Here is a 24,623-nt window from a genome sequence, read left to right as displayed (position 1 = left end):
AGATTTAGGCAGGTTTTCAATGGCGCAATAGCCCGGCGCTACTCGCCGCTGGTGGTCGTCGCTCTAAAGTGTTTCTGTTTCGGCGGCTTGTTTGATCCGTCCCTTGACGTGCGGTCTTTCAGCTCTTCGCCTACCTCCACTATAGCTTGTATCGCCGGAACCAGACGTTTTCCCAGATCGTTCAGCTCATATTCGACCGATGGCGGCGACGTCGGCATCACAGTCCGGTCAACCACGCCACTGTCCTCCAACTCGCGGAGGCGAGCTGTCAGCACCTTCGGAGAAATCTGCGGGATATCAGCGCGCAATTCGCTGAAGCGCCGCGGCCCACCGCGCAGATACCAGATGATATTCGGTGTCCAGGCGCCGCCAATGATCGCCATGCATTCCAGCAGTGGGCAAGCCTCGGGTGTATCGGGTCCTTTATTGTTTCGCATCTTCAATGCCATCACCACCTCCGGTTACCAATTGGAAACTCGATTATTCGATATCCAAAGGAAACCTAATTTACAACAGAAATCTTATTTCCATATTATTTTGACATTGCAATCAACCAAAACGGAAATGGAACTCTGATGAAACTCTACTACAGCCCCGGTGTTTGTTCTCAGTCAGTGCATATCGCGCTTAATGAGGTTGGAATCGAACACCAGATTGAAAAGGTCGACCTGGTCGAGAAGACCACTGAAACCGGCGGCGACTACACCAAGATCAATCCCCTTGGCTATGTACCGGCTCTTGAGCTTGACGATGGCGACGTGCTCCTTGAGGCGCCTGCAATCCTGCAATACCTTGCGGACCTTCGACCCGACTCCGGGCTGGCACCGGCCAACGGTACCCGCGATCGTGTCCACCTTCAGGCGGAGTTAAACTATACGGCGTCGGAACTGCACAAATCCTTCGGCCCATTTTTTGCTCCGCTGAAACCTGAAGGGGCATTGAAAGAACAGGCACTGGTGAAACTTGGCAAACGTTTCGATGAGCTTGAGGCACGGTTGGCCGACGGTCGGAGCTATGTCATGGGCGATACTTTCACCGTGGCCGATGCCTATACCTTTGTCGTCGCATCCTGGGCAAAAGTCATCGACTTTGATCTGACCGGGCACCCGCACGTAAAGGATTACGTCGCGCGTGTTGCTAGCCGACCGAAGGTACATGAAGTCCTGCAACGTGAAGGGCTTGCCGCCTGATACTTCTGGGGGCAGCTTCGGCCGCCCCCGACATCAACCAGTTTCGGAGGTGATGTTATGCACAGTCCTTTCTCTTGCATCGAAGCGCAGATGGCGCTCTATTTTGACGGGCTCTATTATAGCGACGTGCACAGACTTGATCGCGTCTTTGCGCCCGAAGCACGCTATGTCTGCGCGACCGGTGACGAAACGATCAATCTCAAGCTCGAGGAATACTTTCAGATCGTTGCCGGGCGCGAACCACCAGCCGCTCGCAAGGAAACGCGTCGCGACGAGATTGTCTCGATCACGTTGGCTGGCGAGAAAACCGCGTTAGTAGTTGCGCATTGTGCCGTTGGCGATCGCTATTTCACCGATTTTCTCAGCTTCATTCGAACAGACGAAGGCTGGCGGATTATCGCCAAAGTCTTCCACTTTGATCTGATACCCACACTGCACCTTCAGGAGTAATCCATGCCCTACGTAAACATCAAAATAACTCGGGAAGGCGCCACTGCCGAAGAAAAAGCACGCTTGATAAAGGGCGCAACGGATCTTCTTGTCGAAGTGCTCGGTAAGAGCCCGGCAACGACATTTGTCGTCATCGACGAAGTCGAGATGGAACACTGGGGCATCGGCGGACTGCCGGTCGAAGAGTACCGCCGACAATCCGGCAAGTGACGGCAAAAGGTTGCCATGGACCCAATCGTCTCTAACAATTCTGGTTCGCGCCAACGGTAGCGGGAGTGGTGTCGGCCTGCAACGGCCGACACTGCGACTCTGCCACAAGAGGATACAAAGCGTTTACATTCTCCGTCTTCTTCTTTCGTAAAATGTCCTTCTTAGGGTCAGGATTCATAACCAGTACATGACGGTTGCCGCGAGTGCGATGGCTGATAGGAAGACCTTGGGACAACGGTCATAGCGTGTTGCCACGCGCCGCTAATCCTTGAGCCTGCCAAACATGATCTCTATGCGGTTTCGCCGCCTTCATCTGCGTTTGTCGAATTTGACCGGCGTCTTGCGCTGTACTCGCCCAGGGATGCAGGCGCGTATCCCTTTGTCTTTCAACGCATCTCGGAACCAATCGGCGTCATAGCCGCGATCCCCGAGTAGCCAGTCCACATTTGGTAGCTGCTGAGCAGAGCCCGCGCACCGACGTAATCGCTGACCTGCCCGGCGGTGACAAATAGGTTCAATGGCCGCCCTTTGCTGTTACAGATTGCGTGCAACTTGGTATTCATACCGCCTTTGGTTCTGCCAATCAGGCGACCACGCCCCCCTTTTTGACGCCCAAACTGGACGCATTGCGATGGGCTTTTAGGTATGTGGCGTCGATCATGACCGTCTTCTTTTTACCGTGCTCGGCGGACAGACCAGCCATCATTCGTGCGAAGATGCCTTTCTCGCTCCAACGCTTCCACCGGCTGAAAAGCGTTTTGTGCGGTCCATACGCTTCCGGGGCGTCTCGCCAGCGCAATCCATTGCGATTGACAAAGATAATCCCGCTCAACACCCGTTTATCATCGACCCGCGGCTTGCCATGCGACTTCGGGAAGAAAGGGGAAAGCTTGGCCATCTGCTCATCTGCAAGCCAATAAAGGTCGCTCATGTCAACGCTCCGTTTTCTGAGCTGTGAATTACGGAGTGCCGCGATATTCAATGCATCCTGAGCCTTCTGTATCTCGAGTTTGCTAACTTAACCCCCGTCAGCCACCTTTGCCGAGGTTACTGACGGGGCGGTGTATGGCGTCTGAGCCTTGTGGCATGACCACGTGTTCTAGCGAGCCAGCACCGTCTCTCTTCCTCGTCTCGAACAGTTGAATGCGGCCGGTCTGGACCGCGGAGCAGAAGGAAGAGGGTATGAACAAAGTATCACAAGAGCAGATCATCGGCATAGACGTCAGCCGCGATTGGCTTGACGTTCATTGTCTGCCGGACATTCGTAGGTTGCGGCTCCCGAACAGCGATGAGGGCTACGCGCAGCTTGTTGGCCTGGCACAAATAAACGCACGCACCTGTCTGTTTCGAGGGCTACGAGGATCAGAAGACGATCCGGGGGATCGTTTTCCCGAGTGGCGGTGGGCAGGAATGGCGTCTGTGGACCGCGCTGGATGCAGCCGGTATTGCTACTCGGCAGTTGCCGCCAGCTCAGATCAAAGCCTTCGCCGCCAGCCATGGCACACGCGCCAAGACGGATCGGATCGGATCGACGCGGAACTCATTGCGCGATTCATGGCATTTCGACCAGACGCAGGGCGCGTACTGCCACATGGGAAATTGCGCCTTCTCAGAGCCTTGGCATCAAAGCGTGCGCAACGTGTCGAGACGCGCAAGAGAGTTCTGGCGCAGATCAAGGCGCATGAGAAGTTGGGAACGGATGGGATATTCACTGAAGTTGATGCTAAGCTGAGGGCGCTGTTGGACCGACAGATCGGTAAATTGGAAGATCAGATTGCGCAGACCATCGCCGCAGATCAGGGCCTAGCACAAACCGCTGGTATCTTGCGTTCTGTCCCTGGGATCGGCCCCGTTGCCAGCGCTATGCTGATCCGCCACCCATGGAATTTGTTTTTTGAGGTCATCGCATAAGTTCCTCGTCCGCACGCACGAACCGAACAGTGACGTCCTATCTATGCGGTGACCGCATTCGACTGAAGGGCTCAGGCAGTCCGTTGCTGCCAAGTGCTCAGCATGCGAAAATTTGGAACTGTATTACTTTGGCCATTCCAACTGAATGATCTCATAACTGGGGCTGTTTCGGTAGTCTGGGAACGCTTTTTCGATATTTGAAAAAGCGGTATTTGAAGCCTCTATTTTTCCGAGACGCTCCAGCGTAAGAGCCTCATGAATGCGCCCCGGAAGAAATTGGGGATTTCTCGCTACCGTTCGCCGAAAATTGGACAGGGCTGCCTCGTAATCGCCAAGCGCAAAGTAAGCCCGCCCAAGCGCCAGAGTGTATGTCACGCTATAGTTTGGATTTAGTTCAATCGCCCGGTTGATTGCGTTCAACGCCCCTTCACCGTCCAATGCCGCGGAGTGGATCATCGATTTCCACAACAGTGCATCGGCAAAATTCGGATCCAAAGTGATCGCAGTTTCCACTGATCTTTGTGCCTCGGTAAGTTCCCTGTGCCATCGAAGCGCCCAGGCAAGGTTGGCGTAAGCCATCGGCAAACGTTCATCAATCTTGATTGCCTCGTTGGCAAGATCAACGGCGCGTTCGATTGTCTCGCGTTTGGAGGAATTAATGCCACTAAGAAACGCAAATGTCAGCGCGCGGGCTTTCCACGCATACGCCTCAGCATAGTCCGGGTCGGTATCAATGGCACCTTGGAACAGCGCGATGGCTTCGGTTACTCCCTTAGCATCAAGGTGCCAAAATCTCTCCTGACCACGCAGATAAAGATCATGCGCCTCCGCGCTGGCCGTGTTTCTATGGCTCAACCGTTCTACTTCAGCGTCAGTCAGAACCACTTCCAATGCACTTACGATCTGAGCAGTCACCTCGTCCTGAACATCGAATACGTCCGAAACGCCCCGATCAAATCGCGCGGCCCAGATGTGACCCTCGGTGGCGACATCGATCAGCTGGGCCGTAATCCTTAAGCGGTCGCCTTGCCTGCGCACGCTGCCTTCCAGAACGTAACGAACGTTTAGTTCGTCTCCGATCTCTCTGATGGTGACCGGCCTACCCTTGTAAACAAATGTAGAATGTCGGGCGATGACACGAAGCCCGGAAATCACCGACAAATCCGTAATAATATCCTCGGCGATGCCGTCGCTGAAATACTCCTGCTCCGGGTCAGTGCTCAAGTTGTCGAACGGCAGAACCGCAACCGAATGATCGGTTGATGGAAGAGGTGAAGGCACGTCTCCACCCTCCTGGCTGAATGCCGACCAAAGGAGAAAAGACATGCCGGCAAAAACAGCCACCAAAGTAGGGTATACAAGACGGCGCGAAATACGTGCGGTGCCCAATTGATCGGAACGCGCATTCTGGTCTGAGAGTTCAGCCATGCGCATAGTGATTACCGGCGTGTATCCACCCTTCGGTAAATCTATGAGGATCGGATCGTTCTTGCCTGTCGTTGCATAATAGTCGGCAATCCTGGATCGCAACCGCCCGGCTTCGACCCGAACGATTGCATCAGTGGTCGGGTCAAAATCCTGTCCTCGATCAAAGACATCCATGCCGATCGAGAATTGATTCAGATCAGTATCTTTGCCTGCTAGAGACTGCTCAACAATGTATCGCAGGAATTTGGTTTGCCGTTCGGCCTGAGCGAATGCCTTGAAGTCGAGAATGCGCTCCAGCTGCTCCCGAACTTTTTTGATTTCGATTTTGTCAGAATTCGCGATCCGAGCCCCCTGACCTGCCAACCAGGCTAACATACGCAACCAACTCAAGCGTGTCCAACAACGGACCTCGACGCTTCGATCTGTTGGCAACGCTGCCGTCGACACTATAAGCCTTTATTTTTAAACACTTCTCACGAAGGTTACGTCAACAGGTAACGCCACGATAACCGTTACATACTTTTCGGTTCCGGCTTTTGTTCGCACCTTGCACACAATCCATTCGATGCAAGGGAAAGGGCGTCCAAATGACTGAAACACTTACTCGCACGCGCAAGTTTCTAAAGCAGGTCGGAACCTTTCTTTCGGATTGGGACGAGGCCATCCACGCAGACGCTACAGATCATTTGCTGTTTCGCATCCAACAAATGGAAAGGCGTCTCGACACATTGGAAGCATCCGATACCGCTCACGCTGACACAATTTCCGTCAGTTGAGCTAAACCAGAAAGGAAAAAAGATGTCAGTTGAACAGATTTTCTTGTTGCAGTTCGCTCTTAGTCTAGTGGTCTGTACGCTTGTCGCGATCCGAATTTCTCCGGCACTGAACAGACTTGAGTGGCCAGACGCCATGTTTTGGCTGGCAGTACCTCATGCCCTCCGTCATTTGGGGCTGGTTTTCCTTGTTCCGGGCGTGGTTGCAGAATCAATGCCAGGCGGGTTCGCAGCGGAAGCAGGCTACGGAGACTTGAGCTCGGCCGTCGTTGGCATCCTGACACTGATCGCGCTTTGGCGCGGCTGGGTTGTCGCCCTACCCCTGTTATGGGCACTCAATATTGTTGGCGTCTTTGACCTTATGAATGCGTTGAAGCAGCTTGAGGTTGTTCCGCACTTCAATGCCGCCTGGTATATCCCGACCTTTGTGGTCCCGGTTCTTCTGGTCACACATGCGATGATGATAATTCGGCTGATCCATCATACAACAGGGTCCCGATTAACCGCTGAACAGCCATAATAAAGGCACCTGTTGTATCGGTGAAACCAGAAAAGGACGTGCATCAGCCACGATGCGCGTCCCGGCCAGTGCCTAGCTTCCGCGAGGCATTGCCAACTTGCCGTCGCCTACAGTGAAGTCTAGGCGGTTGCTATGAAAATACCTGCTGAGATGCTCCACCTGAAAGGTAACTGTTTCCCCGCTAAGTCATCGCTTACGTCGCGTGGGTCTACCACCGGTTCGCGCTGAGCACGGCTGATGTAGAAATTCCGCTTGTCGAGCGAGGCGTAACCGTCAACCGAGAAACCGTCCGCAAATGGTTGAACCGGTTTGGTCGACATTTCGCAGATTGCATCAAGCGCGACCGGCCCGCTGCAACAGATAAGTGACACCTCGATGAAGTTGTCGTGCCAATCAACGGCGCGAAGATATGGTTTTGGCGGGCCGCCTCGCCTGACGGTTTTGTTTGGATCAGTATCTATAATTCAGGAGGCCTGACGATTTGAGTTGTCGTGACCCCGCATTTATCTCAGCCAAAAAAACTTGATGGAAACTGCATTTTTGAAGGAAAGCACATCTACTCCTTCCCTCTCATCTGAAGGTTGGAAGAAACATCGAAGCAGCCACAGCAAAACAGAGAATGAGTAGTGTGGCCGACACTGATAGCGCAGCAGGGGCAGGACCCACGCGCCTAACTTCAAAAAATGGTGTCAGAACGCAGACAGCGTAAACCGATGCAGTGAGCATCAGTTGAGAAATAAGAGTTGTGGTGTCCACCAGCCATACCGGGATCGCACCCATCGTATTCACCAGAACACCCATGAGGAAGGCCAGGATGAAGAGTGGCAGACGTGGCTTGGAACCTGCCCCCCCGGTATGACGGTTCAAATGGGCCAAAACAAAAACCAGCGGAAACAGAAGCATCACTCGGAACAGTTTGACCACAACTGCCGTTTCGCCAGCCGTATCGGACATCGCATAACCAGCCCCCACGACCTGCGCCACGTCATGTATGGACGCGCCCAGCACGAATCCTGCCCGTTCATCGCTGAAACCAAGGGCCAAAAGACCGGCGGGATAGGCGACCATGGCGATGGTGGAAAGCAGTGTGACCACCATGATGGTAAAAGACAGGTGTCGGTTGAGCCGCGCGGACGGTGGCAACAGCGCCGAGATCGCAAGCGCGGCCGAGGCACCGCAGATCGCAGTCGCACCTCCCATCAGCAAACCAAAATCCCGCCGCTGCCCGAAAAGCGGCGCTGCCAAGATCGTCAGACCGATGGTTGCTGCGGTAGCTCCTAGAAGAAAGAACAAACTGCCCGCTCCAAGCTGTAATACGGTGCCAAGGCTGATCTGCAGCCCCAAGAGTGCAACGCCGCATTTGGTCAGCGATCGTACCGTGAGCGTCAATCCCGGCGCCAGCAAAGTGTTTCGACGAAGCGGGCCAGAGCACGTGCCAAGCAGCAACGCGATCAGCATCGCCGGAAGCTGGCTGTGCCCCGCAGCCAATATCGCCAGGCTGCCGGCCAGAAGGCAAACGCCCATGCCGGGAAGCCACGAAAGAACCTTCCGCCATCGCGAACGAAGGGTCCGCTGATTCGTATCAAGGGTATCAAGCTCCGAAGTCTCAGATTTCTGCCGCATTTTTCGCCTTTCGATGCCGATTACCGGCGTGCCGTTTGACAGGCGACCTATATCGTGGTTATCTAAGTTCACAAATAGGAAATCTAGTTTCTAGATAGGAAACAACTGGGAGACTTAAAATGGAACTGAAGGCTTTTGCCCTTGCGGCGACAATCACCGGGCTCGGCTTTGGACTCAGTCCTGCCTATGCGGACGATCTTCGCATCGGTCTCAGCACACCGTTGTCCGGCGGTGTCGCCGCGTTGGGCCAACATGAGATGTGGGGGGCCGAACTGGCTATCGAAGAACTGAACGCCGCTGGCGGCGTTGACGGCCATACGCTTACACTCGACGCTCAGGACAACCAGTGTAACCCCTCGCAGGGTGTGACCAGTGTTGAAAACCTGCTGCGGAATGATCCCGTCGCTATTATCGGCGCTTTATGCAGCTCAGTCACGCTTGCGATCATGCCGATGGTCGAGCGCAAAGAAGTTCCGTTGGTCGTCGCCGTCTCGACCTCTAAGGTCATCACCGAGAAATCTGGCATCGGCGGAAATGACTGGACCTTCCGCATCAACCCCTCCGACGTGGGACTTGCCGTTGCAATGGCCAACTACATTGCCTCCACTGGCGATATCGAAACTGTCGCCTTCGTTGGTGAGGATACTGATTACGGTCGCGGCGGACACGAGGCAATTGCCGCAGCTCTTGAGGCCAACGGAGTCGAAGTTGTCTCGGCTGATTTCTTTCAACAGAACACTCCAGATTTCACCACGCTGCTGACCCGGCTGGCAAATACCGCACCTGATGCCATTGCTCTCTATGCTGTCGGTGCGGACGAACTCAACTTTCTGCGCCAGTTTCGCGGCATGGGCCTGCCCTCGCACCTTACGGGCCGTATCGCCTTTGATGAGATCCGCGATACGGTGATAACCTCAGGCGCCATCGACGGGGCGACAAGCGTCTTCCCCTACGCCGCCGATCTGGATACGCCCGAAAACCAGGCGTTTGTTGCAGCCTTCAAAGCAAAGTATGGCGAGTTGCCCAACTATCAGAGCTTCGAGGCATACGAGGCGGTCAAGATCATCGCCGACGCGATCCAGCGGGCCGGCTCAACCGACCGCGCCGCGATCCGCGACGCGCTGGAGAAGACAGAATATACCTCGTTGACTGGCCGCACGATCGCCTTCGATGAGAACAACCAGGCTCATAACGCGGCCATCATCATGCGCGTCGATGGCACCGAGGTCGTCATCGAAGCGCAGTCGGACACCTGATCCGCGCGTTCGTTGGAGGAGAGGTCTCGGCCTCTCTTCCTCAAAGCAGACTGTAGGGAGGCAAATATCTTGACCGGGCTTTTCATTAGTCAACTGGTGCTGAATGGCGTCGTGATCGGACTGACCTATGCGCTTATCGCCGTCGGCCTGTCACTTATCTTCGGCGTGATGGAAATCGTGAACTTCGCGCATGGACAGGTTTACATGCTGGGCGCCACCGCGATGCTGACCTGCGTAACCGTGCTGGGCCTTGGGTATTTTCCCGCCGTGCTGCTTGCAACACTGGTTGTGGCGGTGACCGGGCTGTTGCTTTATGCGACGGTTCTGCGTCATCTCCAGCAAGGTGAATTCGAACGGGGCATCATCCTGACCATTGGCATCGGAATGGTGCTGCAGAACGGCATCACCTATCTTTACGGTGCTCAGCCCCGTGTCATCGATACCGAGTTCAGTTTCATCTATCTGGAAATGGGGGGTTTGCGGATCGACCTGATGCGGCTGCTTACGATCGGGTTAAGCGCGCTGGCCATGGGCGGTCTTTATCTGCTTCTGCAACACAGCCAGATCGGGAAAGCCATGCGTGCCTTTGCCCAGAATCGCGAAGCTGCCTTCATGGTCGGAATCCGGCCTGCGGTCATTGCCGGCACGGCGGTTAGCCTTGGTATCGGACTGGCCGGGCTTGCTGGTGCCTCGCTCGCGCCGGTCTTCACTGTGCATCCGGCGATGGGTATTCCAATTCTCTTCAAGGCCTTCGCGATCGTCATCATCGGCGGGCTCGGCCATATTCCGGGGGCCGTGCTGGCAGCCGTACTGATTGGCGTGACAGAAAGTCTCGTGGGGGGTTTTGGCCCGGTCGCGCTACAGGATGCCGTTGCCTTTTTCGCAATGATCGCGATCCTCATGGCCCGCCCGGAAGGACTCTTTGGAAAAGGAGTTCGGGTATGATGACGCGAACCCTAAAAGACAGCCGCTCCGGCGGATCTCTCTCTCCTGACTCTCGCTGGTTAATTTGCATAGCCATCCTTGCACTTGCCCCGACACTGACTGGTTCAAGCTATGTGCTCAATGTCGGTTCGCTGGCCCTGGCCTTCGCTGTCCTGGCAACCTCGCTGAACCTGATCTTTGGCTTTACCGGACTGCTGTCCTTTGCCCAGGTCGGCTTCTGGGGCGTCGGCGCCTACGTTGCGGCGATCGCAACGTCAGACTACGGCATTTCGCCATGGCTGGCCTTCCTTGCAGGCGGCGCGTTCACCGGCATACTCGCGATCCTGGTCGGCATCCCGGCGCTGCGCGTGTCGCGTGCCTCCTTCGTTATCGTATCGCTCAGCTTTACCCTGCTGGCGACACTGCTGTCGCGAAGCTGGATTGATGTAACGCGCGGACCGCTCGGCATTCCCGGCTTGCCTGCGCCTTCCATTGCGTTCGGTGACCGCGTGCTGATCGACGGGCACGATCCGCTGACATTCTATTGCATCATGCTCGGGTTTGCGGTGCTGGCACTGGGCTTCATGTTCGCGCTGATCCGCTCACCCATCGGTCGCATCCTGTTGGCGACCAACCAGAATGAGGCGCTGGCCCGATCGCAGGGGATCAACGTGAAGCACTACCAGCTTCTGGCCTTTTCGGTGGCCGCTGCCTTCAGCGGGATGACCGGCGGTCTGTACATCTTTCACCTCGGCATCGTCGACCCGTCGATCTTCGACGCCTATTACAGCGAAATGCTGCTGATCATCGTGATCCTTGGCGGAGCTGGAAACTTTTGGACCGTGATCGTTGCTGCCTTTGTCCTGACAGCAGTGCCTGAATTGCTGCGGTTTGACCCGGAGCTTCGGCTGGTGATGTTCGGGGCGATACTTGTCGGCGCGGCGCTGGTTCTGCCGGGCGGTTTCGGTGGGTATCTGCGGGACACCAATCTGAAACGCTGGAGAAAGGAGGTCCGCCCATGACCCTCGATAACCCGGCGCACATGCTGCGCGTCTCCAACTTGACCAAAACCTTCGCAGGCGTCACCGCAGTGGACAATGTCACTTTCGACGTCCTGCCCGGCAGCATCGTCGGCCTGATCGGACCCAACGGTTCCGGAAAATCCACCACCATCGACTGCCTGACCGGATTCGCCCGGCCCGACAGTGGGAGTGCCCAATTTGATGGTCGCGACGTGACCAGTTGGCGTCCCGAGCAGCTGGCTGCGGCAGGGATGGTGCGCACTTTCCAGAACGTGCGCATCTACGAGGGGATGACGGTTACCGACAACCTTGTTGTTGCCGCCCGCAGCCTGCGGCGCTTCACATGGGCCGAACAGGTTCTGAAACTGCCTCGCGTCACACAGCACGAAGCAGAGCTGCGCGACGAGGCCCTGTCTCATCTGCGTCTGGTCGGCATCGAGAAATATGCCGATGCACCCGCCGGCATTCTGTCCTACGGCCAGCGCAAATTGGTGGCCTTCGCCATGTGTCTTATGGGTCGGCCGCGCCTGATCATCTTGGATGAGCCGCTGGCCGGCGTGAACCCGACGGTGATCCGCCGGATTTCCGAACTGATCGACACACTCAACGCGCAAGGCCAGACGTTCCTGCTGATCGAACACAATGTCGATTTCATCATGCGCCATTGCGGCAAGGTGATTGTGCTTGAACAGGGGCGTCTCCTGACCGAGGGCGCACCAGAGGTCATCCGCAGCGACCCTCGCGTACTAGAGGCCTACTTGGGTAACTACGCCGAATACGCCGAAGAGGAGACCCTTCATGTCTGACCCAATCCTGTCCCTTCGCAGCCTTGCGGTCGGCTATCTCGACGACCCGATCGTACGCGATTTCTCGCTGGATGTGCAGAAACAAACGATATGGAGCCTTCTGGGCGGCAACGGTGCAGGCAAGTCTACCTTGCTCAAGTCGCTCTTTGGCCTGTCGAAATGGTTCAGCGGCGAGATCATCTTTCAAGGCCAGCCGTTACACGGCAAGAGCCCCGGCGAATGCATGCGTGCAGGCATAGGCATCGTGCCTCAGGGCCGCTGCAACTTCCCACAGATGACGGTGCGTGAAAATCTTGAAATGGGCGCCTATACGCTCGCCAAGGGTGACAAGGCGGCGGCCCAGGATCGGGTGATCGAGTTGTTCCCGATGCTTGGCCGGAAACTCAGGACAGTGGCTGGCAATCTTAGTGGTGGCGAACAGCAGGTGCTGGAAACCGCCATGGTGCTGGAAACCGACCCGGTGCTGCTTCTGCTCGACGAGCCATCGCTGGGCCTTTCGCCAAAGATGCAACAGGACGTGTTCGACAACGTGGCACAGCTGCGCGATGCGGGCGTGACCGTGATCATGGCCGAGCAAAATGTCGTGGGTTCGCTCCTTGTATCGGACAGCGCGGTGGTGCTGGACCTCGGCACCAAGCTGATCGAAGGCCCGGCCCGCGACGTGATGAGCGACCCGAAAATCCGGGCGGCTTTTCTCGGTGGTGAGCCGGTCGACGCCTAAGCCCCTCTTTTCAAGAACGAAAGTACGAAGTTATGAATCTGCCTTTGACACCCGAAACTCAACGCCGCGCCAACGCATCCGAGCAGGTCGAACGTGCAGCCCCGGGCGAATTCACTCATTCGACTCTACAGGTCGGAGCAATGGCCAGCGGCCAGCCTATCACCCTGCCCCTGTTGGTGGCGAAAGGTCGCGCTGAGGGGCCAGTCCTGTGGCTGAACGGCGCGGTCCACGGCGACGAGATTAACGGCATCCTGGCGATTTCTGACTTTATGGCCGGGCTGGACTGCAACAATCTGGCGGGAACAGTGGTGGCAACGCCGATATCGAACCCCACGGCGCTTGACGCGCGACGCAAGCGTGTGCCGCAGGACGAACAGGATCTTGACCAGAGCTTTCCAGGCAGCGACGCAGGTATGTTGGCCCAGCTGCTGGCCCACGCGGTGTTCGACGGAATCCGCCAAAGCGCCGACGTGGTGGTTAACTTCCATACGATGAACCCGCTGTTCTCCAGCATGCCATATGCGGTTTACAAGGATGCAGGCGACGGCGCCCCAGGCGAAAGTGACATCCTTGGCGCCGTATCGCAATTCTCGCCATTCGTGGCCTGCCGCATGTCCGTGACATCCGCATCGGAATTGCCCGGCAACAATGCCGGCGCACTTGATTACCAGTGCCTGAAGCTTGGCAAACTGGCCTTCATGATCGAGCTTGGTGCCGGAAGCCAGCAGCAGCCCGATTGTATCCGGTCTGGGGTCGATGGGCTCAAACGTCTCGCAGCGCATCTGGGGATGATATCCACCATTGCGACGAAACCCGGACCCATCCGGCGCGTCACGCGCCGCACTCATGTCTTCAGTCATCAAGGCGGCTTTTTCCGCCAGCACGCGGCTGCGGGAACAACCTTGCCCGCTGGCCAGCCGCTGGGCCTTATTCAGGGCGTCGCGGGCAATATTTTGGAGACAATCACTTTCTCGCAGGACGTGCAGGTCATAGGCGTCCGTAACGATCCGGTGGTGCATTCCGGCGATCGGGTCGGCTTCGTTGGGCTGGAATGGGATGATTGGCATGGTCAGTAAAGAAATCAGAGCTGCGGCCGCGCAATACTCCCCGGTATTGGGTGATACGCAGGCCAATCTCGACACCAGCCTCAAATGGATCGACCGGGCCGCGGCAGACAGTGCAAGCCTTCTGGTTTTACCTGAGTGCTGTCTCAGCGGCTACGTCTTCACAGACACAGAGGCCGCCGCACCGTACGCAACCCCGTTGGACGGACCGGCCATCGCGGCATGGCGCGCGCGCGCGGCACGGCACGGCCTGACCCTCGTCGCCGGAATTATCGAACTGGCCGACGACGGCCTTTACGACAGCGCTGTCGTGATTACGCCGGATGGGAATGTTTCAACCTATCGAAAGCTGCACCTCTGGGGAATAGAGCGCGACCTGTATAGCCCCGGCAACCGCGCTGTCATCGCCGACACTCCGGCCGGCCGGATCGGCATAATGATCTGCTATGACCTTTGGTTTCCGGAACTGAGCCGGGCACTGGCGCTGGATGGCGCACAGGTGATCGCCTGTCCTGCGAACTGGGCCGGAAACCCTCGGATGAAATCGCCGCTGGACGCGCACGGACAGGCGATGGGGTTTCATGTCGCCCGTTCAACCGCTTGCGTGAACGAGGTTCCGGTAATCGTCGCCGACCGTGTCGGCCATGAAAGAGACCTTACCTTCCTTGGCAACAGCTGCATTATCTCCGGCACCGGGGATGTCGCCGCCGGTCCGGCCCCAGCCGACACGACTGACCTTCTGATCGCCGACATCGCCATCGGTCCCACCCTTGGCGCAGCGCAAAGCCATATGGAATCCCGGCGCACGGATATCTACGCGGTCCAAACACGGGAGGATGCGTCTTGAAGTCACTAGAAACCGCACTGAACGTCCTGAGGGTCTTTATCGACGCCGACAGCGACCTGTCTGTGAACGAAGTCGTCGAACTCGTCGATTTGAAGAAAAGCCACGTATCGAAGATACTCAGCACATTGCGCAATGCCGGAATGGTGGAACAGAACCCCGTCACCCGGCGCTATTCTGTCGGGGTCGAGGCGTTTGAGCTCGGCACCCGGTACATCGTCCGTTCGCAACAGGCGCGCGACGCCCTTCCGGTGATGCGCCAGCTTGTGAACGCGTCCGGCCACTCTGCGACCCTCAGCATTCTGCGTGGCACCCACGTACTGCATATCATGGCCGTCGAAGGACCACATTACATTGACGGCCGCTGGCGCGTCGGAAACCGCCTACCGGTGCATGGCACCTCAGCCGGGAAGGTCCTGCTGGCTTGGCAACCTGAAGCGCAGCGCAAGGAATCGCTAAGCAATCTGGATCTCCGCCCGCTCACCGAAAAAACGATCACGCGCCGCGACCATCTCGAAGCCGTCCTGGCTGATATCCGCGAATCCGGCTGCTCTGTCACCCGCGGCGAAAGCGCGCCCGGACTCGCGGCGCTGGCCGTGCCTGTTTTCGACGCAGCAAACGAGGTTCCGCTGGCCCTCGGAGTCGTCTTGCCGGATCCGCTTTTCGAAACCGAGGACCTCGACCATCTGCGCGAACAACTTTTCGATGCCTCGCGCACACTGTCGCTGAAACTCGGCGCTCGGGATTTCCCATTTGGCGCCGGTGGGGCGTCCTCGAAATGACATCAAGACGCCGAAGCAAGGGAGCACCTAAATCATGAGCAGACACGAACATACCGTTCCGGCACGGCGCGGCAAGGCGATCGATGTCGCCGCCGGTCAGGAATTTCGGGTGATCAATACCCATGGCACCCAGGTGCTCGACACGTGGGCCTTTGCCGCCGGTGACACTTCAACTTTTCTGTCGATGGCGCACACACGCTCATTTATCAGCCGTATTCATATCCGACCCAACGACACGCTGGTCGACAACCACTACCAGCCGATGCTGACGGTACTTGAAGACACCTCGCCGGGTGTACATGACATGCTTATGTGCTGCTGTTCCATGCCGATCTACGAGCGCATGGGCTGTACCGAGTATCATGACAATTGCGAGGATAACCTGCACGCAGCTCTGGCCGAGGTGGGGCTTGCCTCACGCCACACTCCGGCCCCTCTTAACTTGTTCATGAACTACCCGCTCGGCGCAGATGGCGGGTTCTCACGCAAGCCCCCGGTCACCCGCCCTGGCGACTATGTTGCCTTCCGGGCCGCGCGCGACATCGTCCTTGTGCTCTCCGCGTGCCCGCAGGACCTCATTCCGATCAATGGCGAAACCCGGATGCCGACAGAAGCGCATGTCGTGCTGTTCTGAGCCCGGCCAAAGTCAATTCCAAAGGAGCACAACCGATGACCGATCACACCCTGCAGCGCACCCAACTTGTAGACGCTCTGCGTCAAGCTGCGCGCGCGCGCATCGCCGCGCAGGGCGTCACCCGCGAGGCTATCGCCGCAATTGCCGATGACCTAAGGGACATTGCAGGTCAGGCCCAACTCTGGTCAGAGGACCAGTTTCCACCCCCGGACGACGACAGCAAACAGGCGCGCTACCTGATCGCCGAGGATGAAGGCAAAACATTTGCTCTTTACCTCAACGTCATGCGGCCAGGGAAGCGTATCCCGCCGCACAACCACACCACTTGGGCTTGCGTTGCCGCAGTTGAAGGAACCGAGCTCAACACGCTCTGGACTCGCACGGATGATAAAACGCAACCCGGCCGCGCAACTGTGCAAAAAGACCGCGAGGTTTCTATCGAGCCAGGAACCGCAATCGGCCTGCTGCCCGACGACATACATTCCGTCTTCATTCCCGGTGACAGCGTCATCCGGCACCTGCACTTTTACGGTCGGGCTCTGGAAACCCTTTCAGAACGTGTGATGTTTGACCCGGAAACAGGCACATGCTGGACCATGGATGTCGGCGTACAGACACGAAAGGCAGACAAATGACCGGATCCGTTTCTGCAGCCGCCCTGAAAACCAGACTCGACGCGCAAGCACGGATCGGGCTTCTCGATGTGCGCGAGCACGGTCAGTACGGCGAAGGTCATCTGCTCTTTGCGTCGAACTGCCCCTACAGCCGTCTGGAACTGCAAGTTTCGCGCCTTCTTCCGGACAAGCAGGCCGAGATTTACCTCTACGATGATGGTGACGACGTCGCCGAGCGCGCCGCCCTTCGCCTTACAGAGATTGGCTACAAGGACGTCTCGATCCTGTCCGGCGGTCTGCCGGCCTGGCGGTCAGCCGGATACGGCGTCTTCAAGGGCGTCAATGTCCCGAGCAAAGTGTTGGGTGAGCTGGTTGAACTAGCCGAACATACGCCACAGATCACGGCCGACAAACTTCTGGACATGCAGAGAGAGCCACGCCCCCCAAGCCTGATCGATGGGCGCCCTGCCAATGATTTCCGTAAGATGACAATTCCAGGTGCCCGAAACATTCCCAATGGAGAACTGCTCTACCGGCTTGCCGCGCTTGACCTGCCCGAAGACCGGCCCATCGTCATCCATTGTGCCGGCCGCACCCGCGGTCTGATCGGCGCACAGAGCCTGATCAACGCCAGTATCGCAAATCCAGTCTACGCGCTGGAAAACGGTACGCAGGGGTGGGTCTTGTCCGGCAAAAAGCTGTCGCGCAACAATACTCCAAAGGCGTTGCCAAAACTCACGGCCAAGCAAGTGAAACAGGGCGCGGACCTTGCAGGCCGCTTGATCTCTAAACATGACCTGCCTGTCATTGATGCGGCCGACCTGCCGGCCTGGCGTCGGGAGAACGCCTATCTGCTCGATGTCCGCTCGGACGAAGAATTTGCGGAGGACCATGTTCCCGGGTCGATACACGCGCCCGTTGTCCAGCTTGTGCAAGCCACGGATGAATGGGTCGCCATGCGCCGTGCGCGGATCGCACTGATCGACGACAACGGCGTCCGCGCGGCCTCGGCGGCGTTCTGGCTCCGTCAGATGGGGCACGACGCCGTTATAGTCCGCAATGGCCTCAACTACGCCGAGAAGGTCACCACGCCCGACCAAGCCGGAACCCTTCCGACCGTCTCTGCAGATGAGGTCGTGCGAGTGTCCGGCCCCGTCACCATCCTTGATCTGCGGTCCAGCATGGCCTTCCGCAAGGGACATATACCAGGGGCGATCTGGGCCATTCGCCCACGGGCAGCGGCAGTGGCAAAGGACCTGACTGAGCAGGTCATCCTCGTTGCCGACAATCCCAGAGTCGCCGCGCTCTTTGCATCAGAACTGAACACACTCACCCCAGCAAAATGCCGCTACCTCGCGGGCGGTATGCAAGAATGGATCGCCACTGGCGGACCGATCGATGGCAGCCAAGGCTCTCCCCCCGACGAGGCTGCCATCGATTTTCTGTTCTTCGTCCACGACCGGCACAACGGAAACCTTGATGCCTCCCGCCGGTATCTCGAGTGGGAAACGGGCCTCGTGGATCAGCTCGATCCGATGGAACGGGCCGTATTTCAACTCATCCGGGCTGAGGAACATGCAGATGGATGATGCCACCCGAATGGTTCACGCGGCAAAAGCAAAAGCAGACTCGCCACATGCTGTAAACCCCCCCGTCGTGAGGGCGTCGACGGTGCTTTTTCCCGATATCGCCACGATGCGCGATTATCGTCAACGCCGCACGACCGGCGAACGCCTTTTCAGTTACGGCGCACGCGGTACACCGTCGTCAATGGCGTTTGAGGATGCGTTGTGCGAGCTGGAACAGGGCGATCGGGCGTTTCTCTATCCTTCCGGCCTGGCGGCCTTGGGGGCGGTTTTTCTGGCATATACGCGGCCCGGTGACCATGTGGCGATCATCGAGACGGCCTATCCCCCGGTGCGGAGGCTTGCGGAAAATTATTTCAAACCTCGCGGCGTCGAGGTCAGCTTTTTCCCGCCAGAGACAGAGGCATTGCGTGATGTCATGCAGCCAAACACGCGGCTGGTGTTGGCGGAATGTCCCGGCTCAAACAGCTTCGATATGATCGACCTGCCTGCAACGGCCGAAGTTACCCGCAAGCATGGCGCGCTTTTGGCTGTGGACAATACTTGGTCGGCCGGTGTTTTCTTTAAGCCGCTGCAACATGGTGCCGATATCTCAATCCAAGCCGCGACCAAATACATCTGCGGCCATTCCGACGTCATGATGGGCGCAGTCGTCACTCGCGAAGCGGTGTACCGTCCAATCTTTGATCTTAACAGCGACTTTGGCATCTGCGTCAGCCCGGATGACTGCTATACAGCACTGCGGGGCCTCCGCACGTTAAAGAGCCGACTGGAGACTCATGAACGTAGCGCATTGAAGATTGCCCAGTGGCTGGAACAACGCAATGACGTAGCGGCTGTGCTGCACCCAGCACTTGAGAGCTTTGCGGGGCACGAGCTTTGGCAACGAGACTTCACAGGATCTTCGGGCCTTTTCGCCTTCCGCCTCGCCGCGCCGCTGAATAAGCGATCCGATGAATTCGTCGATGCGCTTTCGTTGTTTGGCATCGGCGCTTCGTGGGGTGGATACGAAAGCCTTGCGCTGCCTCTTATTCTTGGCAGCACGACATCGAAGGCCGAAGATAGTGTAGTAATACGCCTGCATATTGGACTTGAGTGCGTCGACGACCTGATTCACGATATAGCAGGCGCCTTTGGAGCTATCGGCAACGACGGATGCGCGGACGCCACTTAGCGGGCAAGATCACAGTGTTGAACATAGACGTTATCAATCCTATCTCGGCTTGCTTAACCGCTCGTAGTATACCTGTCACCGAAGCCGTAGGATCAATAGCTGATGCCCAACGTATTGCGCACGACTTGGGCAGCACAAAAAACCATTTGATCAGGTAGAGACGGCTGACCAAAACGACCTCTGCCCTAAGACCGGGTTTCCGGGTTGGCAAAACCGCTGATAGAAATGCACGGGGACAAGTAACCGTTCTCGGTGACTGTCCCCTCTGCGCTTAAGCCTTGAGTGTTTGTCGGCGCGTGTCACCTTTGAAGAGTTACTTGATGAGTGCATCCATGGTGATTAAATCCCACAACCTCACCAGGAAATTGTGTTCCTCCATCACGGAATTCCAGATTGCGATTTTCCCTTGCCTGGTCTCGTAACTACCGCCTTCGCGGCGTTCTCCGGGTCGGTAAACTACGTTGCCAAAGGCATCATGAATTTCCGAAACGGCCGGTTCTCCTCCATACCAGAAATTCCATTCATTGGCAGAAAGGTTTTTGCGAACCGCATCCGGAGCGACCATATATGCGCCGTTGCGAGCCATGATTGCACCAGCCGGGCCCGACAGCCACCAGTTCAGATAGGCGTATGCAAGCCCTTCCGTGCGCTTATCCATTTTCTGCGAAAGCGCCATACCGCCGCACCATCCCCGATATCCTTCCGAAGGAGAACACATCCGAATTGGTATGCCTTTCGCCTTTTGAGACAGATAGTTCGACCACCACATTGTTGACAGCGTGGCGCCGTTATCGGGGCTGGGTGTTCTGTCAGTCCAGAAACCAGCAAAATGACCCGCAAGTTGATATTGCTTGACCAACCGGATGAAGCTTTTGATTTCGTTTAAGGTCAAATTGCCGGGGTTGTCACAAAGAAACTCACCCCGTGCACGCAAAGCCAGTAGAAGGTCGGGTACACCAATGGCGGCGTCTGCCTGAATAGCGACGCGACCGCGCCATTGTTCAGATAAAAGATCTCCCCAACTGGTAGGTTCGGGTACGGAGCTTTCTCCTACGATTGCAAAACTGTCGGCGTTGTAGACTGTCGGCAGCATCGAAATACGCCCAGAGACAGCGCTTCCCAATTCGCCATTTTCCTGCACATAAAGCCGGTCCAGCGGTGTCCCGCTTGGTGCACGCTTGTTTGGTCCGGGTTGCAATACGGCCCAGTTGCTTACTTGGTCCCAACTGGTGATGCGGGCAACATCAATCGGGCGCAGTGACCTTGCTGGCCATACCAGATCAAGATCATGAAACCACTGATCGTAGATATCAAAACTCTCTGGTGCCAGCACGCCTCGACGTTGTGCCTTGATCCCATCCAGAGCGGTAAACTCCAGACGAATGCCCAAATCGGCCTCGGCAGAAGCTTGAATCGTATCGATCAGCGTCACGCCAGTACCCAACACGCGAAGCACCGAGGGATTAGTGTTCACAAAGGGCGTTGTCACTGGCTCAGACATTCTTCACTCCGCCCGTTACGAAACCTTTACGTTCAAGAAAGCTTCGAAAGAAGCGCGAAGTCGAACCATATCAAGGTCACGCGCAATGAATACGAGGTGCGACTTTTGATTGGAAGCGATTTCACTGTCAAGATGACGCGGGTGATGCAGCGTATGTCCAACGCCATCAATCAGAACAACCCCTTCCTGCGTTTTTAACAAGCATTTTACGCGCAGAAGATTGGCCCCATGTCGTTGAACCAGAGCAGACAGCCAGACTACAAACGTTGTCCAGTCCAGTGACGTTTCAAAAGTCAGGCCAAGGGTCGCCGCCCCGGTACCGTCGCGATGGGCCGACCCGGGAAACCGCAGGGTGCTCAGGTCGATGCTTGAACTGGACGTAACATCAGCGAACGTCAGATTTTGCAGGGCGTCCAGTTGTCGTGCGACCGGGTTGATCAAACTTAGCCGTAGCTGCAGGTCCGGCAGTAAAGCTTCCGGAACAAGATCAGTTTTTGATATCAGGATCGTGCTGGCTGCGGCCACTTGGGCGACCCATTCCGGCTGATCAGCATGCAAAGATGCACCGTTCAGAACGTCGACCACGGTAACAACATCCTGCAAGACGACCTGGTTATGCAACACTGGGTCGAACGTTAGCGTGGAAAGAATCTGTGATGGATCGGCCAGCCCTGTGGTTTCTATTACAATTCGGTCAAATTGAGGGATTTCACCGCGGTGGGCCCGAGTTAACAAATTCAGGATCGCGTCTTTCAGTTCTCCGCGGATCTGGCAGCAGACGCACCCTGAGTTGAGCAGCACAGTGTCCGGCGCAATTTCCCCGACCAATATGTGATCTATGCCAACTTCACCAAATTCATTCACAAGAACTGCGACCCGGTCGGCAGTTTCACTCTGCAACGCAGCTGAGAGCCATGTCGTTTTTCCTGCACCCAGAAAACCTGTCAGAAGAGTGATTGGAACAAGAGACCGTTGGCTCATTTCCCATCCTCCACACAAGGGAAGTTCGCTTCGTCCAATGGGTCGAAGCTGTTACCGAATTCTGTCTCCAGCGCGGCCCATACTTCGGTTACGTTGCTGACAATGGCCGTATGGCCGGTCATATTTCGTAGGACGTAACTTTGTCCCTGCCAATCCGAAAGTTGAATGCGTCTGTGGGCCAGCATCCGATTTACTGCGGCAATTCGATCGGCACGATCTCGACGCCGTTGCACCGGATCTGCCGAAGCGCCTGTTTCTCGCCCTGCGGCACTCCAGTGATTGTCTGTACCAAATATTCCGCATAATCCGCACATTTTATGGTCCTCTGTACCGGACAGGCGGGTCGCGGTCCCGCCTGCCCGTTTGGATTACGACTTGCGTGGTGCTCGTGCGTTGTAGTCGTCAGCGATCTCGTCGAAGGTGGCCCATTGCACGCCCTCGTGGCTGTTGATGTATTCGATAATACGCTCGTGCATCAGCAGCACCTGCGGACGGCCCGACACATCCGGGTGGATGGTCATGGTGAACACCGCATAGTCGTTTTCGCGGTAAACGTAGTCGAACTGATCCTTCCACATTTGCTCAATATCGCGCGGATTGACGAAACCGTGGCTGTTCGGCGATTTTTTGATGAACATCATCGGCGGCAGATCATCCAGATACCAGTTAGCGGGGATTTCGATCAGATCGGTTTCTTCGCCCCGCTCCAGCGGTTTCATCCAGCTATCGGGATGCTGGCTATAGTCGATCTTGGTCCAGCTATCGCCGACCCGCACCCGGTAGGGGTGGAAGTCGTCGTGCATCAGCGAGTGGTCGTATTTGATCCCGCGCTCCAGCAGCAGTTCATTGGTGACATTCGAGAACTCCCACCAAGGTGCAACGTAACCGGTCGGGCGTTTGCCGCTCAGCTGAGTTACCAGCTCGATCGATTTGTCCAGGACCACTGTTTCCTGCTCGCGGGTCATCGCGATCGGATTTTCGTGCGAATAGCCGTGGACGCCGATCTCGTGGCCCGCATCTGCCACCGCCGCCATCTCTTCGGGGAAAGTCTCTATCGAGTGGCCGGGAATGAACCAGGTGGCTTTGATGCCGTATTTGTCAAAAAGCTTCAACAATCGTGGCGCACCGACTTCACCCGCGAACATCCCGCGCGAAATGTCATCAGGTGAGTCCTCGCCCCCGTAGGACCCGAGCCAGCCGGCAACGGCATCGACATCCACGCCATAAGCGACAAAAATCTTCTTTGTCATTTCATTCTCCCTTACGTGTTTAAGATTGGATGGGTGAGTGCGGGAATGAGCTGTTCGGCTTGGGACAGCAGCCCATCGTCATTTCCGGACGCGGCCGAAAACAGGATCGAACCCTCGACCCGGCCACCCGCGTCGCGCAACGGCACGGCAAGACCGGGCCAGTCCAAAAGGCTGCCGACCATTGTGGCGGCCAGCAATCCGGCGTTCAGTTCCTGCGCCGCGTCTGGGTCATTCTGGTAAACAGGTAATGAATGGCGCAGCGACGGCACTGTAGGAAAGGCGAGCAGCCTGTTCCCGATCTCGGCGCGGGCGGCAGAAATCAACTGTTCCCGCTTGCGCAGGTATCCGGCATATTGCGCATCGCTGAAAACCGGTGCTTGCTCTAGCCGCGCGCGGATCATCGGATCAATCTTATTGGCCTGTGCGCTGGCAAGCAGATCTGCATATTTCCGCCTAGCCTCGATTGCGACCAGCGGCCCCTCAGAGGCGGTCAAGACACGCAACTCATCAACCGATTTCAGACGCGCAGGACGCACAGTCCATCCAGCCGCTGTGATACGGTCAAGCGCCGCCTCATAGGCTGCAGCAACATCCTGCCCCCAAGCCGGCCCTAAGGAACCTGAAAGGTCCAGTATTTCGGTCTTCGCAGTGTCGGCGCTTGCGGTCGGTTGGATGCTCAGAACTTGATCGGCCGAACGCAGCACGTCAAAGGACCGCGCCAGCGTGCCAACGGTATCAAGAGTCCGGGACAGCTCGTGAACACCAGCTCCGTCATAGCGGTTCGAACTGGGTTTGAAGCCATAAATGCCGTTCAGCGCCGCAGGCAGTCGGATGGAACCAGAGGTGTCCGTTCCCACCCCCAGATCAGCCAGACCAGCCGCAACCAGAACTGCGGATCCTGACGTTGACCCCCCCGGCAGCAGCGGGACCGTCTCCGACAAGGCCGATGGCGGCGTGCCGAAATGCGGATTGATGCCAAGGCCTGAGAAGGCGAATTCCGACAGCCCGGTCCGAGCAAGAGATACTCCTCCGGCCGCCTCAAGTAACGCGACACAACGCGCGTCCTGCATCGCCGGTGGCGCAGATTTGAGCAGCTCCGATCCGCAAGTGGTCACCTGCCCCTTCTGATCTATGATGTCCTTCCAAACGACACCCATCCCGTCCAAAGGCCCCAATGACCGGCCATAAGCGGCCCGTTCCTCAGCCTGCGTTGCCAGCTTCATCGCGCGATCTGCCGTGGTGGCGGTGCAGGCGCCTGAGGCTTTCCAGCTTTCCAGCGCCCGCAGCGCAGCGACGGTCTGGTCCGTTACCGAGGCTGTCTTTGCCTCGGCTGGGTGATGTTCGTGAAACTCTGTCATG

The 24,623-nt window shown here is 57.1% G+C and carries 25 protein-coding genes and 2 pseudogenes; 19 read left to right on the top strand and 8 right to left on the bottom strand.

Annotation, left to right across the window (positions count from 1 at the left end):
* Positions 1 to 38: 38 nt before the first annotated feature.
* Positions 39 to 449 (bottom strand): winged helix-turn-helix transcriptional regulator, encoded by a 411-nt coding sequence (locus ACXAET_RS15630; RefSeq protein WP_475187322.1) that lies wholly within the window; start codon positions 447 to 449, stop codon positions 39 to 41.
* Between the two features lie 126 nt (positions 450 to 575).
* Between ACXAET_RS15630 and gstA the strand changes: the two genes are divergently transcribed.
* The 3 genes from gstA to ACXAET_RS15615 are packed head-to-tail and all read left to right on the top strand — an operon-like array spanning position 576 to position 1,850.
* Positions 576 to 1,190 carry a glutathione transferase GstA gene (gstA, locus tag ACXAET_RS15625; RefSeq protein ID WP_475187320.1) on the top strand — a complete coding sequence of 205 codons (615 nt, stop codon included), beginning with the start codon at positions 576 to 578 and terminating at the stop codon, positions 1,188 to 1,190.
* 57 nt (positions 1,191 to 1,247) lie between these two features.
* Positions 1,248 to 1,640 carry a nuclear transport factor 2 family protein gene (locus ACXAET_RS15620; protein WP_475187319.1) on the top strand — a complete coding sequence of 131 codons (393 nt, stop codon included), beginning with the start codon at positions 1,248 to 1,250 and terminating at the stop codon, positions 1,638 to 1,640.
* A 3-nt stretch (positions 1,641 to 1,643) separates the two neighbouring features.
* On the top strand, positions 1,644 to 1,850 hold the full coding sequence (locus tag ACXAET_RS15615; RefSeq protein WP_475187317.1) for a tautomerase family protein: 207 nt from the start codon (positions 1,644 to 1,646) through the stop codon (positions 1,848 to 1,850).
* 174 nt (positions 1,851 to 2,024) lie between these two features.
* Here ACXAET_RS15615 and ACXAET_RS15610 read toward each other — a convergent pair.
* Positions 2,025 to 2,781 (bottom strand): annotated as a pseudogene (locus ACXAET_RS15610) (IS5 family transposase).
* 251 nt (positions 2,782 to 3,032) lie between these two features.
* On the opposite strand from ACXAET_RS15610, the gene ACXAET_RS15605 reads away from it, so the two are divergent.
* Positions 3,033 to 3,761, top strand: a complete 729-nt coding sequence (locus ACXAET_RS15605; protein ID WP_475187316.1) for a transposase — start codon at positions 3,033 to 3,035, stop codon at positions 3,759 to 3,761.
* Positions 3,762 to 3,884: 123 nt separating this feature from the next.
* Here ACXAET_RS15605 and ACXAET_RS15600 read toward each other — a convergent pair whose 3' ends face one another.
* The gene (locus ACXAET_RS15600; protein WP_475187314.1) at positions 3,885 to 5,564 is read right to left on the bottom strand and encodes a tetratricopeptide repeat protein; all 1,680 of its coding nucleotides are present in this window, start codon (positions 5,562 to 5,564) and stop codon (positions 3,885 to 3,887) included.
* 212 nt (positions 5,565 to 5,776) lie between these two features.
* On the opposite strand from ACXAET_RS15600, the gene ACXAET_RS15595 reads away from it, so the two are divergent.
* From ACXAET_RS15595 to ACXAET_RS15585, 3 genes and pseudogenes are all read left to right on the top strand, one after another.
* Positions 5,777 to 5,965, top strand: a complete 189-nt coding sequence (locus ACXAET_RS15595) for a hypothetical protein (RefSeq protein ID WP_475187311.1) — start codon at positions 5,777 to 5,779, stop codon at positions 5,963 to 5,965.
* Positions 5,966 to 5,987: 22 nt separating this feature from the next.
* Positions 5,988 to 6,482, top strand: coding sequence for a hypothetical protein (locus tag ACXAET_RS15590; protein ID WP_475187309.1), 495 nt, complete (start codon positions 5,988 to 5,990; stop codon positions 6,480 to 6,482).
* 132 nt (positions 6,483 to 6,614) lie between these two features.
* A pseudogene (locus tag ACXAET_RS15585) lies at positions 6,615 to 6,922 on the top strand (IS6 family transposase); the annotation flags it as partial.
* A 130-nt stretch (positions 6,923 to 7,052) separates the two neighbouring features.
* On the opposite strand, the gene ACXAET_RS15580 reads toward ACXAET_RS15585, so the two are convergent.
* Entirely contained in the window at positions 7,053 to 8,006 is a 954-nt protein-coding gene (locus tag ACXAET_RS15580; protein WP_475187307.1) for a YeiH family protein, read from the bottom strand.
* Between the two features lie 218 nt (positions 8,007 to 8,224).
* Here ACXAET_RS15580 and ACXAET_RS15575 point away from each other — a divergent pair, with 218 nt between their 5' ends.
* The 12 genes from ACXAET_RS15575 to metC all read left to right on the top strand — a co-directional run bounded on the left by ACXAET_RS15575 (position 8,225) and on the right by metC (position 19,532).
* Positions 8,225 to 9,361, top strand: coding sequence for an ABC transporter substrate-binding protein (locus ACXAET_RS15575; protein ID WP_475187304.1), 1,137 nt, complete (start codon positions 8,225 to 8,227; stop codon positions 9,359 to 9,361).
* Positions 9,362 to 9,430: 69 nt separating this feature from the next.
* Entirely contained in the window at positions 9,431 to 10,306 is an 876-nt protein-coding gene (locus ACXAET_RS15570; RefSeq protein WP_475187300.1) for a branched-chain amino acid ABC transporter permease, read from the top strand.
* The gene (locus ACXAET_RS15565; RefSeq protein ID WP_475187297.1) at positions 10,303 to 11,307 is read left to right on the top strand and encodes a branched-chain amino acid ABC transporter permease; all 1,005 of its coding nucleotides are present in this window, start codon (positions 10,303 to 10,305) and stop codon (positions 11,305 to 11,307) included. The genes ACXAET_RS15570 and ACXAET_RS15565 overlap by 4 nt, the downstream gene beginning before the upstream one ends.
* Positions 11,304 to 12,113, top strand: coding sequence for an ABC transporter ATP-binding protein (locus tag ACXAET_RS15560; RefSeq protein ID WP_475187295.1), 810 nt, complete (start codon positions 11,304 to 11,306; stop codon positions 12,111 to 12,113). The genes ACXAET_RS15565 and ACXAET_RS15560 overlap by 4 nt, the downstream gene beginning before the upstream one ends.
* The gene (locus ACXAET_RS15555) at positions 12,106 to 12,834 is read left to right on the top strand and encodes an ABC transporter ATP-binding protein (RefSeq protein ID WP_475187294.1); all 729 of its coding nucleotides are present in this window, start codon (positions 12,106 to 12,108) and stop codon (positions 12,832 to 12,834) included. Before ACXAET_RS15560 ends, ACXAET_RS15555 begins: the two co-directional genes overlap by 8 nt.
* A gap of 32 nt (positions 12,835 to 12,866) precedes the next feature.
* On the top strand, positions 12,867 to 13,910 hold the full coding sequence (locus ACXAET_RS15550) for a M14 family metallopeptidase (RefSeq protein WP_475187291.1): 1,044 nt from the start codon (positions 12,867 to 12,869) through the stop codon (positions 13,908 to 13,910).
* Entirely contained in the window at positions 13,900 to 14,745 is an 846-nt protein-coding gene (locus tag ACXAET_RS15545; RefSeq protein WP_475187290.1) for a nitrilase-related carbon-nitrogen hydrolase, read from the top strand. Before ACXAET_RS15550 ends, ACXAET_RS15545 begins: the two co-directional genes overlap by 11 nt.
* Entirely contained in the window at positions 14,742 to 15,524 is a 783-nt protein-coding gene (locus ACXAET_RS15540; protein WP_475187288.1) for an IclR family transcriptional regulator, read from the top strand. Before ACXAET_RS15545 ends, ACXAET_RS15540 begins: the two co-directional genes overlap by 4 nt.
* A 34-nt stretch (positions 15,525 to 15,558) precedes the next feature.
* Complete coding sequence (locus ACXAET_RS15535; protein ID WP_475187286.1) at positions 15,559 to 16,158, top strand: DUF1989 domain-containing protein; 600 nt, start codon at positions 15,559 to 15,561, stop codon at positions 16,156 to 16,158.
* A gap of 35 nt (positions 16,159 to 16,193) precedes the next feature.
* A complete protein-coding gene (locus tag ACXAET_RS15530) occupies positions 16,194 to 16,793 on the top strand; it encodes a cysteine dioxygenase family protein (protein ID WP_475187285.1) in 600 nt (199 codons plus the stop codon).
* On the top strand, positions 16,790 to 18,361 hold the full coding sequence (locus tag ACXAET_RS15525) for a rhodanese-like domain-containing protein (RefSeq protein ID WP_475187281.1): 1,572 nt from the start codon (positions 16,790 to 16,792) through the stop codon (positions 18,359 to 18,361). Before ACXAET_RS15530 ends, ACXAET_RS15525 begins: the two co-directional genes overlap by 4 nt.
* A complete protein-coding gene (metC, locus tag ACXAET_RS15520; RefSeq protein WP_475187279.1) occupies positions 18,354 to 19,532 on the top strand; it encodes a cystathionine beta-lyase in 1,179 nt (392 codons plus the stop codon). The genes ACXAET_RS15525 and metC overlap by 8 nt, the downstream gene beginning before the upstream one ends.
* Before the next feature lie 313 nt (positions 19,533 to 19,845).
* On the opposite strand, the gene ACXAET_RS15515 is transcribed toward metC, so the two are convergent.
* The 4 genes from ACXAET_RS15515 to ACXAET_RS15500 form a co-directional block, all read right to left on the bottom strand.
* Positions 19,846 to 21,033, bottom strand: a complete 1,188-nt coding sequence (locus ACXAET_RS15515; RefSeq protein WP_475187278.1) for an ABC transporter substrate-binding protein — start codon at positions 21,031 to 21,033, stop codon at positions 19,846 to 19,848.
* 15 nt (positions 21,034 to 21,048) lie between these two features.
* Positions 21,049 to 22,014 carry a CobW family GTP-binding protein gene (locus ACXAET_RS15510; RefSeq protein ID WP_475187274.1) on the bottom strand — a complete coding sequence of 322 codons (966 nt, stop codon included), beginning with the start codon at positions 22,012 to 22,014 and terminating at the stop codon, positions 21,049 to 21,051.
* 368 nt (positions 22,015 to 22,382) lie between these two features.
* On the bottom strand, positions 22,383 to 23,264 hold the full coding sequence (locus ACXAET_RS15505) for a polysaccharide deacetylase family protein (protein WP_475187273.1): 882 nt from the start codon (positions 23,262 to 23,264) through the stop codon (positions 22,383 to 22,385).
* A gap of 11 nt (positions 23,265 to 23,275) precedes the next feature.
* Positions 23,276 to 24,622, bottom strand: coding sequence for an amidase family protein (locus ACXAET_RS15500; protein WP_475187271.1), 1,347 nt, complete (start codon positions 24,620 to 24,622; stop codon positions 23,276 to 23,278).
* Position 24,623 lies beyond the last annotated feature (1 nt).

Source organism: Ruegeria sp. AWH4_226, assembly GCF_056159225.1.
This window is presented reverse-complemented; position numbering and strand designations above follow the sequence as displayed.